Origin of the sequence: Nocardioides sp., from assembly GCF_030149505.1 — a bacterium.
Classification (GTDB): domain Bacteria; phylum Actinomycetota; class Actinomycetes; order Propionibacteriales; family Nocardioidaceae; genus Nocardioides.
In genome coordinates this window covers 176024-187376 of sequence record NZ_JASBRN010000045.1, presented here as the reverse complement: position 1 = coordinate 187376, position 11353 = coordinate 176024, and the positions used below count along the sequence as shown (strand labels likewise).

At 73.7% G+C, this 11353-nt stretch carries 10 protein-coding genes; 3 read left to right on the top strand and 7 right to left on the bottom strand.

Going from position 1 to position 11353, the window contains the following annotated elements; genetic code table 11:
- Window positions 1–19: 19 nt before the first annotated feature.
- Together Q1V71_RS09335 and Q1V71_RS09330 are read right to left on the bottom strand one after the other, a co-directional pair.
- On the bottom strand, window positions 20–844 hold the full coding sequence (locus Q1V71_RS09335) for an SDR family NAD(P)-dependent oxidoreductase (protein WP_300643158.1): 825 nt from the start codon (window positions 842–844) through the stop codon (window positions 20–22).
- On the bottom strand, window positions 841–987 hold the full coding sequence (locus Q1V71_RS09330) for a hypothetical protein (RefSeq protein WP_300643156.1): 147 nt from the start codon (window positions 985–987) through the stop codon (window positions 841–843). The genes Q1V71_RS09335 and Q1V71_RS09330 overlap by 4 nt, the downstream gene beginning before the upstream one ends.
- A gap of 91 nt (window positions 988–1078) precedes the next feature.
- Here Q1V71_RS09330 and Q1V71_RS09325 point away from each other — a divergent pair, with 91 nt between their 5' ends.
- From Q1V71_RS09325 to Q1V71_RS09315, 3 genes are read left to right on the top strand one after another with little or no spacing between them, the layout of a single operon-like run.
- A complete protein-coding gene (locus Q1V71_RS09325) occupies window positions 1079–2401 on the top strand; it encodes an NAD(P)-binding domain-containing protein (RefSeq protein ID WP_300643154.1) in 1323 nt (440 codons plus the stop codon).
- 18 nt (window positions 2402–2419) lie between these two features.
- Window positions 2420–3034 (top strand): TetR/AcrR family transcriptional regulator, encoded by a 615-nt coding sequence (locus Q1V71_RS09320; protein ID WP_300643152.1) that lies wholly within the window; start codon window positions 2420–2422, stop codon window positions 3032–3034.
- Entirely contained in the window at window positions 3031–3939 is a 909-nt protein-coding gene (locus Q1V71_RS09315) for an alpha/beta fold hydrolase (protein WP_300643150.1), read from the top strand. The genes Q1V71_RS09320 and Q1V71_RS09315 overlap by 4 nt, the downstream gene beginning before the upstream one ends.
- Window positions 3940–3943: 4 nt before the next feature.
- Here Q1V71_RS09315 and Q1V71_RS09310 read toward each other — a convergent pair whose 3' ends face one another.
- The 5 genes from Q1V71_RS09310 to Q1V71_RS09290 form a co-directional block, all read right to left on the bottom strand.
- Window positions 3944–5662, bottom strand: a complete 1719-nt coding sequence (locus tag Q1V71_RS09310) for an acyl-CoA synthetase (protein WP_300643148.1) — start codon at window positions 5660–5662, stop codon at window positions 3944–3946.
- A 44-nt stretch (window positions 5663–5706) separates the two neighbouring features.
- Window positions 5707–8631, bottom strand: a complete 2925-nt coding sequence (locus Q1V71_RS09305) for a SpoIIE family protein phosphatase (RefSeq protein ID WP_300643146.1) — start codon at window positions 8629–8631, stop codon at window positions 5707–5709.
- A gap of 123 nt (window positions 8632–8754) precedes the next feature.
- Window positions 8755–9108, bottom strand: a complete 354-nt coding sequence (locus Q1V71_RS09300; protein WP_300643144.1) for a hypothetical protein — start codon at window positions 9106–9108, stop codon at window positions 8755–8757.
- 83 nt (window positions 9109–9191) lie between these two features.
- A complete protein-coding gene (locus tag Q1V71_RS09295; RefSeq protein ID WP_300643143.1) occupies window positions 9192–10283 on the bottom strand; it encodes a TrkA family potassium uptake protein in 1092 nt (363 codons plus the stop codon).
- Between the two features lie 21 nt (window positions 10284–10304).
- Window positions 10305–11342 carry a YihY/virulence factor BrkB family protein gene (locus Q1V71_RS09290; protein WP_300643141.1) on the bottom strand — a complete coding sequence of 346 codons (1038 nt, stop codon included), beginning with the start codon at window positions 11340–11342 and terminating at the stop codon, window positions 10305–10307.
- Window positions 11343–11353 lie beyond the last annotated feature (11 nt).

Here is an 11353-nt window from a genome sequence, read left to right as displayed (position 1 = left end):
CCACTTCCCGCCGGTGCGCTCATCCCTCGAGCCCCGCGAGCATCCGGTCCACGTGCCCGAGCAGGTCCGGGTAGCGCATCGTGTGCGCCCCGCCGTTGAGGTCCATGACCTCGCCGGTCATCCACGCGGACTCCTCCGAGACCAGCCACGACACCGCGGCCGCGACCTCCTCGGGCGTGCCCGGGCGACCGAGCGGAGTGTTGGCGACGTAGTCGTCGCGGACCCCCGGGATGTCCATCGCCGGGGCGGTCAGCGGGGTGACGACCAGCCCCGGGGAGACGGCGTTGACGCGGATGCCGGCAGGGCCGAGCTCGAGCGCGGCGACCTCGGTGAGCATCGCGAGCCCGGCCTTGGCGGCGCAGTAGGCGCCCATCCCGCCTCCCGGCTGGCGGGCGTTGAGCGAGGTCAGGCTGACCACCGCTCCCCCGCGCACGACGTGCCGCGCGGCCTGCTGGAGGACCAAGAACCCGCCGGTCAGGTTGACGTCGAGCACCGAGCGGAACTCCGCGACGGGCAGGTCCCGGACCGTCCCCAGGGTGCTCGTGCCGGCGCTGTTGACCACCGCCCACAGCCCGCCGTCACCGGCGGCGGGGTCCTCGAACAGCGCCGCGACCGAGGCCTCGTCGGTGACCTCCACGCCGCGCGCCTCGTGGGCGCCGCCGGCGCCGGGCACGGCCGGCAGCGCCGCGGCCACCGCACGGGCCGCCTCGGCGTCCCGGTCGGCCACCACGACGGCGTACCCGTCGGTGGCGAGGCGGTGCGCGACCGCCGCCCCGATGCCGGAGGCACCGCCGACGACGATCGCCCGCCGCGGACCGGCTGGGGTCTCCCCGGTGGCGCTCACGTGGCGATGAAGAGGATCTCGTCCCGGCCGTAGCTCATGCCGGGGTGCTCGGCGGCGAGGTGCGCCTGGGTCTGCTCCACCAGGGTGTCCTCGTCCTCGGCCTTGATGACGGTGCCGCACGGGCAGCTCACTCGGGTCTTCATGGCCTCCACCTCTGTTCGTTGACGCGTGTCAAAACAGGTTCTAGTGTGCGCTGCGTCACTCCGTCAAGGTGCGGGGTCGAGAGGAGCAGACGTGCGCACAGCGATCATCGGCGCGGGCATCAGCGGGCTGACCGCGGACAAGATGCTCGGCGACTACGGGGTGGACTACACCTGCTACGAGTCCTCGGACCGGATCGGCGGCAACTGGGCCTTCGGCAACCCCAACGGCCACTCCAGCGCCTACCGCTCGCTGCACATCGACACCTCCAAGCACCGGCTGTCCTTCAAGGACTTCCCGATGCCCGAGGAGTACCCCGACTTCCCGCACCACACCCAGATCAAGGCCTACCTCGACTCCTACGCCGAGGCCTTCGGGCTGCTCGAGCGGATCCGCTTCCAGAACGGGGTGGAGAAGGCGACCCCGCTACCTGGCGGTGGGTGGAGCCTGCGGCTGCAGGACGGCAGCACCGACGAGGTCGAGCTCCTCGTCGTGGCCAACGGGCACCACTGGGACCCCCGGACGGCCGAGTTCCCCGGCGAGTTCACCGGCGAGTCGATCCACTCCCACCACTACATCGACCCCGAGACCCCGCTGCACCTCAAGGGCAAGCGGATCCTGGTCGTCGGACTGGGCAACTCCGCAGCCGACATCTCCGTCGAGCTCTCCAGCCGCTCGCTGGAGAACACCGTCTACCTCTCGACCCGCTCCAGCGCCTGGATCGTGCCGAAGTACGCCTACGGCCTGCCCGCCGACAAGTACTACGTCACCAGCCCGCACCTGCCCCTGAAGTGGCAGCGCTGGATGGTGCAGAAGATGCAGTTCATGACCGGGTCCAACCCCGAGCTCTACGGCCTGCCCAAGCCCAACCACAAGTTCTTCGAGGCCCACCCGACCCAGTCGGTCGAGCTGCCGCTGCGCCTGGGCTCCGGCGACATCACGCCGAAGGGCAACGTCGCGCGCCTCGACGGCGAGACCGTCCACTTCGAGGACGGCACCAGCGCCGATTTCGACGTGATCATCTACGCCACGGGCTACAACATCACCTTCCCGTTCTTCGACCCCGAGGTCATTTCCGCCCCCGGCAACCACATCCGGCTCTTCAAGCGGATGTTCCTGCCCGACCGCCGCGACACGGTCTTCATCGGCTTCGCCCAGGCCACCCCGACCCTCTTCCCCTTCGTCGAGGCCCAGGCGCGCCTGCTGGCGGCGTACGCCGTCGGGGCCTACGCCCCACCGAGCGCGGCCGAGATGGAGCGCGTCATCGACGAGGACAACGCGAAGTACATGGGCCACGTCCTGGACCGCCCCCGGCACACCCAGCAGCTGGACTACTTCGTCTACGAGCACGACCTGCGGGCCAAGGAGATCCCGGCCGGCCTGGCCCGCGCCCGCTCGCTGGCCGGCGCGCGGTGACGGCGGGGTGAGGGGGCGGTGAAGGTCCGCGACCAGCGCCGCGCGGCCCTGCTCGAGTCGCTCGGCGAGCTGCTGCAGGAGTCGGACCTGGACTCCATCAACATCGCCGACATCTCCCGGCGCGCGGGCGTGACCCGCTCGGCGTTCTACTTCTACTTCGAGTCCAAGCACCTGGCCGTCGCCGCCCTTATGGAGCAGGTGTACGACGGGGCGATGCTCGCCACGGAGCGCTTCGCCGACCCGGACCTGTCGCCGGTGGAGCGGGTGCGCGGCATGGTCACCACGCTCTTCGACACCGTCGAGGAGCACACCCACCTATTCCGCGCCATGCTCGACGCCCGGGGCCAGAGCCCGGCCGTGCGGGAGATGTGGGACTCCGACCGCCAGTCCTTCGTGGGCCTGGTGGCCGACCTGGTGCGCACCGAGCGCGCCGCCGGCCGGGCCCCCGACGGACCTGACCCGGACGCCCTGGCCGCGATGCTCCTGGAGCTCAACGACCGCGCCCTGGAGCGCCTCACGCTCGGCACCCTGGACCGCGACGCCCTCACCGAGGCCGTCGTGTCGATCTGGGTGCGCTCGATCTTCGCCACCGACCCGGCCACTGACCCGGCCACTGACCTGGAGACCGCATGAGCACGACCCCGTCGACCAAGCACGACGAGCTGACCTTCGACTCGCACGGCACCACCTGCGCCGCGTGGCACTGGACCGGGGTCGGCTCCGCCCTGGAGACCGACGCCGGTCGCCCGGTGGTGGTGATGGCGCACGGCCTGGCCGGCACCGTCGACTCCGGCCTCGAGCCGTTCGCCGCCGCGCTGGCCGGCGCCGGGATGGACGTGCTGGCCTTCGACTACCGCGGCTTCGGCGTCTCCGGCGGCACCCACCGCCAGCGGGTCCGGGTCGCCGACCAGGTCGAGGACTACCGCGCCGCCGTGGCCGCGGCCCAGCGGCTGCCCGGCGTCGACGCCTCCCGGGTCGTGCTGTGGGGTGTCTCCCTCTCCGGCGGGCACGTCCTCCAGGTCGCCGTCGGCCGCGACGACGTCGCCGCGGTCGTGTCGCTGACGCCGCTCGTCGACGGCCTCGCGGCCGCCCGGCTCGCGATGGGTCAGCACAAGCCCTCGACCCTGCTGCGCTCGAGCATCTCGGGCGTGCGCAGCCGCGCCACCGGCGGCGGCCTCACCATGCCGGTCGTCGCACGGCCCGGCGAGGTCGGCGCCCTCACGCTCGAGGGCTGCCTGGAGGACTACCTCTCCATCGCCGGACCCACCTGGCGCAACGAGGTCGACGCCGACGTCGCCCTCGAGCTCGGCACGCGGGCCCCGATGAAGGCCGCCAAGCAGCTGCGCGTCCCGACGCTGGTGCAGATCGCCGACTTCGACCGCAGCGCTCCCCCGCAGGCCGCGGCCAAGGCCGCGTTCAAGGCGCGCGCCGAGGTCCGGCACTACCCCTGCGACCACTTCGACGTCTGGCCGGGCAAGGCGTGGTTCGACGCCGCCTCCGCCCACCAGGTGGCGTTCCTGACCCGCGTCCTGGGGTGAGGCGTCAGGCTCCCGGCAGCGCCTCGGCCTGCTCCTTGGCCCACCGGTAGTCCGCCTTGCCGCTGGGCGAGCGGACGACGTGGTCGACGCGCAGGATCGCCTTGGGCAGCTTGTAGCGGGCGACGTGCTCGGAGGCGGTGGCGAGCAGGTCCTCGTCGGACACCGGAGAGGACACCGAGACGATCGCCACCGGCTCGCTGCCCCACCGCTCGGAGGGTCGGCCCACGACGATGACGTCGCGCACGGCCGGGTGCGCACCGACGGCCCGCTCGACCTCTTCGGCGAAGATCTTCTCCCCGCCGGAGTTGATGGTGACGCCGTCCCGACCCAGGAGCCGGATCCGGCCGTCGGGCAGCATCTCGGCCCGGTCGCCCGGCACCGAGAAGCGCCCGCCGTCGATCGTCGGGAAGGTCCGCGCGGTCTTCTCCGCATCCCCGAGGTACCCCAGCGGCACGCGGCCACGCTGGGCGAGCCAGCCGCCGCCCGACCCCTGCTCCTCCCCCGGTACGACGACGCGTGACAGGTCCTCGGAGACGACCGTCGTGGTCGGGACCGGCGTGAAGGTCGCGGCCTCGGCCTCCATGCCCTTGAGGCTCATCGAGCTCATCTGCAGCCCGGTCTCCGACGACCCGGCCGCGTCCATGACGAGGATGTGCGGCAGCAGCTCCATCAGCCGGGCCCGCACCGCCGGCGACAACGGGGCGGCCCCGTTGTTGACCGCGGCGAGACCGGACAGGTCGTAGGAGCGGGCCTCCAGCTCGGTGATGAGCGGGCGGACCATCGCGTCCCCCACCACTGGCAGGCTCACGCACCCCTCGCGCACGACCGTCTCCAGCACCGAGCGGGCGTCGAAGGTGCGCGGGTCCGGCGGCAGCACGATCTTCCCGCCGCTGGTGATCATGTGGAAGGTCGACCACTGCGCCGCGCCGTGCATGAACGGCAGCGCCATGAGCAGCGTCATCCCGCCCGCGGCGTTGCGGGCGTTCTCGGCGATCGCCTCGTAGGAGGTGTACGGCTCGGTGGTCCCGAACGGGGTGCCGCCCATCGAGGTGACGTACATGTCGTCCTGGCGCCACAGCACGCCCTTGGGCATCCCCGTCGTGCCGCCGGTGTAGACGACGTACAGGTCGTCGCCGGTCGGCCGCGGCAGCTCGACGCCCGCGGCCTCGCCGTCGCGCCCCGAGGCAAGGGCGTCCGCCCACCACACCGCGCCGGGCAGGAGTGCCTCGCCGGAGTCGTCGGGCACCTGGACGAGGTGGTCGAGGGTCGGCACCAGGTCGCGCACCTGGGCGACCTGCGGGGCGAAGCAGGAGTGGTAGACCAGCGCCCGCGTGCCGGCGTCGACCAGGACGTAGACGAGCTCCTCGGCGACGTAGCGGTAGTTGACGTTCACCGGCACGGCGCGGGCGCGGTAGGAGGCGATCATCGCCTCGAGGTACTCCGGCCCGTTGTGGAGGTAGAGGCCGACGTGGTCCTGCCCCGACTCGTGGCCGGCCAGCGCCTGGCGCTCGGTGTGGCAGCCCAGGCCGCGCCCGGCCAGGAACCGGGCCAGCGCGTCGACGTCGGCGTCGACCGCGCCGTACGTCAGCCGCAGGTCACCGGCGACCAGGAGCTCCTGCTCCGGCACCGTCGTGGCCACCGTGCGGAAGACCGAGGAGAGGTCGAAGCCGTGGACCTGCTCGGGCAGGGCGGAGGAGGACGTCGAGGGGGCGGCACCGGGCATTGGAACACGTTATAGATCGTGTGCGGCGGGTCACAAGGAGGTGCTCAGGCCTCGAGCGCCCACTCGCCTGCGACCCACGCCCGCGGCGGACGCCCCGCTGCCTGGCGGGCGACCTCGGCGCAGAGCCAGGACCCCACGAGGTCGCCGGTCGGGCGCTCGGAGGCCAGCATCCGACCGGCCCCCGCCGCCTCCCGCGCGCTGCACAGGGCGCGGTCCAGCTCGTCCATGCTCTGCACCGACCGCGCTGAGAGCTGCAGCAGCACGTCGGCGACCGCATCCGGCTCGCCGGGGCGCGCCTCGGGCACGACCTCCCGCAGCTGGTCCAGCGCGTCGCTGGCCGCTGCGTGCCGCTCCATCGCCCCGGGGTCCTCCTCGAGCGTCAGGAGAAGGTGCTCGCGCAGCAACCCGGCGGCCTGCTCCTGCCACGCCCAGTGCGCGGCGAGGGGTACGCCGAGGAGCGCGACGTGCACGGTGCGCACCTCCTCGGGCGCGACGTCGGTGTCGTCGGTCGACGCGGCTCCGGCCGGGCGGCCCACCTCGAACCAGACCGTCTTGCCGTCCCGGTGGCGGGCGACGTCCCAGCGGTCGACGCTGGCGTCGACGAGCCGCAGCCCGCGGCCGGTCGCCGCCGTGACGGAGTGGCGGCGCGGCACGGGCGAGTGCGCGGAACCGTCGCGGACCTCCACCCGCACCCCGGTCGGGCAGGCGGTCACGCAGACCCGGATGTCGGTGCCGGCGTGGACCAAGGCGTTGGTCGCGAGCTCGGAGACGGCCAGGATCGCGGCGTCGCGGCACTCGGGCGCCAGGCCGTCGGCGTGGGCGTCGATCTCCTGCGCGACGAGGCGACGGGCCGCCGAGACGCTCGTGGGGTGGGCCGGCAGGACGGCGCGCAGCCCCTCCGCCGGGGAGCCGGGGCCGCTGACCGCCGGCTGCTCGCCGGCGACCAGCGGCCGCACGGCCACGAGCGCCACGTCGTCCTCGCGGCGCCCCGGGACCATGCGCTCCACGACCTCGTCGCAGAGCAGGGTCAGGTCGGTGCGCGGGCCACCACCGCGGCCGGGTCCGGCGACCAGCGAGCCGAGCTCCTCGCGCAGCCGCTCGAGCCCGACGTCGAGGTGCTCGCCGCGTCGCTCGACCAGGCCGTCGGTGTAGAGCAGCAGCGTGGCGCCCGGCGCCAGGTCGAGGACCCCCTCGGCCCGGGGGGAGTCGGCGTCCCACCCGAGCAGCAGGTCGGACTCGTGCGCGTCGAGCAGGGTCGTCGTGCCGTCATCGTCGACCAGGACGGGCGGCGGGTGGCCGGCCGTGGACCAGCGCGCTCGCACCGGCGTGCCCGGCTCGACCACCGGGTCGAGGCGGACCACCAGCACCGTCGCCGTGGTCTCCACGCCCAGCGAGCGCAGCACGCGGTCCGTCGCCCGCAGCACCTCGGCCGGGCCGCCGCCGTCGTGCACGGCCACGGCCCGCAGCAGGCTGCGGACCTGGCCCATCGCAGCAGCCGCCGCGGCGTCGTGACCCACGACGTCGCCGACCACCAGGACGGTGCCCCCGTCGTCCTGGACGAACGCGTCGTACCAGTCCCCGCCGACCTGGGCGGCCTGGGCCGCGGCGGCGTACCGCACCGCCACCTGCAGCCCGGGCGGCGAGGGCGGGTCGGTGAGCAGGCTGCGCTGCAGGCCCTCGGCCAGGTCGCGCTGCTCGGCGAAGAGGCGCGCGTTGTCGAGGGCGAGTCCGGCCCGGACAGCCAGGTCGCCCAGCGTCAGCAGGTCGTCCTCGTCGAAGGTCCCGGCGCGCCGCACCACGGTCACGAGCCCGACCAACCGGTCACGTCCGCGCAGCGCGAGCACGGCGACGGACGTGTCCGCAGGGAGCTCCTCCGGCAGCGGCACCGGCAGGGACTCCGCGTCCTCGGCAGCCAGCACCAGGGGGCGTTCGGTGGCGATCAGCGGCGTCATCGCCTCCCCGCCCACGAGACGGGGTCCCGAGAGGTCGGCGCGCGCCGCACCGGCTCCCCACTGGCCGACGTCGCGCAGCACCGCGTACCTCGTCTCCGAGATCCGCTCCTCGACCAGAGTCGTCGCCACCCAGTCGCCCAGGTCGGGCACGAGCGCGGTGCCCAGGCGCCGCAGCGCCTCCGGCCCGTCCAGGGTGCCGACGAGCTGCTGGGTCACGCGGTCCACCAGGGCCTCGCGCGCGGCCACGCGGGCGATCCGCTCCTGGGTCCGGTAGCGCTCGGTGACCTCGTTGAAGTAGACCGCCAGTCCGTCGGGGCTGGGCCAGGCCCGCACCTCGTACCAACCGTCGAGCGGGGCCGGGTAGTAGGCGTCGAAGCTGACCGGCTCGCCGCTCGCGATCGCTCCGCGGTAGCTGGTCTCGAAGAGCGAGCCCACGGTGGCGGGGAAGGCCTCCCACACGACCCGGCCGACGAGCTGGTCACCGTCGGCGCCGAGCAGCCGCTCGGCCTCGTTGTTGAGGTAGGCGAAGCGCCACTGGGGATCGAGCTGGTAGAAGGCGCTCGGCATCGCCTCGAGCACCCGCGCCACCCGGGCATCGGTGTCCCGCGCGTCGGTCGTGTCGAACGCCGCACCGACGACCCGAGCGGCCTTCCCGTCGGCACCCGCGAGCGCCCGTCCACGGGCGGCCACCCAGCGCAGCCCCTCCGGGCCGAGGACGCGGTACTCCGCGGCGTACTCCCCGCACGTCTCGACCGCGCGCTCCAGGGCGGCGGTCACCCGCGGGACGTCGTCGGGGTGCACGAGGGCGTTGAAGGCCTCGATCGTGCCGCCCCACGACTCGCGGGAGACACCGAAGACCCGCAGCAGCCGGCCGTCCCACCGCAGCTCGCGGGTGGCCAGGTCCCAGTCCCAGGCGCCGACCCCGGCGGCGTCGACGGCCAGCCTCCACGCCACCTGCTCGATGTCGAGGTCGGGCAGCCCGAGCGGCACGTCCACGGGGACGCGCGAGTCCGTCACGTCGTCCCCCTCACGTCCACGGTCGGGACATGATGCACCGCGCCAGGGCCGCCGCGACCCACCCTCCAGGACCGACCCGCCCCGGGGCCGGGTGGTCGAGACCGGTCGCGCGGGCGGGGCCGCTCAGACGGGGGCGAGCAGCTCGGCTGGCAGCCACTCCTGCACCAGCCCCCACGAGCCGGTGCGCACGCGGGCGGCGTAGACGACCAGCCCCTCCCACCGACGCTCGCGCTGGCGCCACTCCAGCAGCAGGCCGGGGCGCTTCTCGCCGTCGCCGTCCACGGCGTCGGCGACCCAGCAGTGCCGCGCGGGACAGACCGGACCGGGCAGGGACCCGGGCCTCACCCCGGGACGGACGCCGGGGCGTAGCTCGAGGCCGGACGGGTCCCCGGTCGGGGGCCGGCCCGGCGTGCCGCCGACGCGCACGCGGTCGCGCAGGGGGATGCCGCTCCCCTGCCTCGCCATGCCGCCCGCCACCGGGTCATGGTGCCACAGGTTCGAACACCCGTTCGATGCCGGCCGGAGGTGGACCGGACCGGATCCGACCGGGAGCAGGGCCCTCAGTCGTCGTCGGCGATCTCCTCACCGTGCGTGCCGGGCCGCGGAGCCCAGGGCAGCTCGCGCGAGGGCCGCACCACGATCAGCCGGTCCCCACGAGCCAGCTGGGTCACGACCGGGTCGAAGTAGCGGTAGACCTTCTCGTCGCGCACGACCGCGATCACCTGGTCGGGCAGGCGCTGCGGCTGCTGGCCCACCTCGGAGAGCAGCAGGTCGCGCTCGGCGACCTCGAGGCCGTCGCCGTAGGTCAGCAGGTCCTCCATCACCGACCCCAGGGACGGCGAGACGGTGGACAGGCCCAGCAGGCGACCGACCGCGTCGGAGGACGTGATGACCGAGTCCGCGCCGGACTGGCGCATGAGCGGGGCGTTCTCCTGCTCGCGGACCGCGGCCACGATCCAGGCGTCCGGGTTGAGCTGGCGCACGGTGAGGGTCGCGAGCACGTTGGAGTCGTCGCGGTCCGTGGTGATGATGACCTGCTCGGCGTCCGCGACCCCTGCGCGCCGCAGCACCTCGCGGCGGGTGGCGTCGCCGGTGATCACGGCCAGCCCGTCGGCGTGGGCGTCCTCGAGCGCCACCGGGCTGGGGTCGACGATGACGACGTCCTCGCGGCGGGTCCCGTTGTTGACCAGGGTGTCCACCGCGCTGCGGCCCTTGGTGCCGTAGCCGATGACGACGACGTGCTTGCCCATGCGCTTCCTCCAGCGTGCGACCCGGAACATCTCCCGGCCCTGGGAGGCCAGCACCTCCAGGGTGGTGCCGATCAGCAGCACCAGGAAGGCGATGCGGGCCGGGGTGACGACGAAGGCGTTGATCATCCGTGCGTGCGGCTCGACCGGAGCGATGTCGCCGTAGCCGGTCGTGCTCAGCGTGACGGTCGTGTAGTAGATCGCGTCCCCGAGGCTGACGTAGCCGGTCGGGTCGTTGTTGTCGCGGTAGGCCGCCCGGTCGAACCAGACCAGCAGCACCGTGCCGACGAGGATCGACAGCGCCAGCAGGACCCGGCGTCCCAGCTCCCACCACGGCGATCGGACCCGCTCGGGCAGGGAGACCAGGCCGGGACCCCGCAGCGGGGCCGGCTCGGATCCGCTCACGTGCTCACCACGGGGCAGAACCTACTCCTGACCGGCCGCGGTCCCCGGCTCCGGCACGGCCTCGGTCGTGGTCGCGGGCGCGGGGGCGGGTCCGCCGGCCCGCTCCCGCCCGCCCAGCAGCGGCAGCCCCAGGGCCCGACGGGCCCGGGCCCGGGTGGTCGCGGCCTGGGGGTAGACGTGGTCGAAGGCGGCGTTGACCGCGGCCCCGATCAGCACCGCGATCGCGACCAGGTAGAGCCACAGCAGCACCGCGATCGGTGCGGCCAGCGGACCGTAGATCGAGCGCGAGTCGGCGGCGGTCACGGTCAGCACCCAGCGCAGGGCGTAGGAGCCCAGCACCCAGGCCACGAGGGAGAAGGTGGCTCCTGGGAGGTTGAAGGACCAGTTCGTCCGCACCGGCACCGACACGTGGTAGAGCGTGGCCAGGAAGCAGATGCACAGCACCACCACGACCGGCCAGTAGAAGGTCATGAGGAAGTCGGCGCGGTTGGGCAGCAGCTGGCGGACCATCGTGGGCCCGGCCACGACCAGGGGCAGCGTGACGACGCCGGTGACGATCGCCATGACGTAGAGCACGAAGGACAGCGCTCGGGTGCGGACGATCGAGCGCTCCCCGCCCAGGCCGTGCATCACGGTGATGGTGTCGACGAAGACGTTGAGCGCCCGGGAGCCCGACCACAGCGCCAGCACGAAGCCGAGGGAGACCACGTCGAAGCGCCCGGCCTCCAGCACGTCGGTGACGGTCGGCTCGATGACGTTGTCGACCGCGCGGTCGGTGAGGGCCTGTCGCGAGAGGTCGATGATCGCGGCCCGGACGTCCTCGACCTGCGCGGGGGTGAACTGGTCGGCGACGTACCCGATGCCGCCGGCGAGCGCGAAGAGCAACGGTGGCACGGAGACCACCGCGAAGAAGGCCGCCTCGGCCGCCAGGCCGGTGACGCGGTAGCGCAGGCACGAGGCCACGGTGGTCACCAGCAGCCGCCAGGCCTGGTGGCCCGCGTGCCGTGCAGTGGCCCGGAGACGGTCGGCCGGGACGGCACGACCCGGGACCGACGGCATGGACCTACGGT

Coding starts and splice junctions, on each gene's coding strand:
- Q1V71_RS09310 (WP_300643148.1), bottom strand. CDS start 5,662: ATGCCCGGTGCCGCCCCCTCGACGTCCTCCTCCGCCCTGCCCGAGCAG.
- Q1V71_RS09290 (WP_300643141.1), bottom strand. CDS start 11,342: ATGCCGTCGGTCCCGGGTCGTGCCGTCCCGGCCGACCGTCTCCGGGCC.
- Q1V71_RS09330 (WP_300643156.1), bottom strand. CDS start 987: ATGAAGACCCGAGTGAGCTGCCCGTGCGGCACCGTCATCAAGGCCGAG.
- Q1V71_RS09315 (WP_300643150.1), top strand. CDS start 3,031: ATGAGCACGACCCCGTCGACCAAGCACGACGAGCTGACCTTCGACTCG.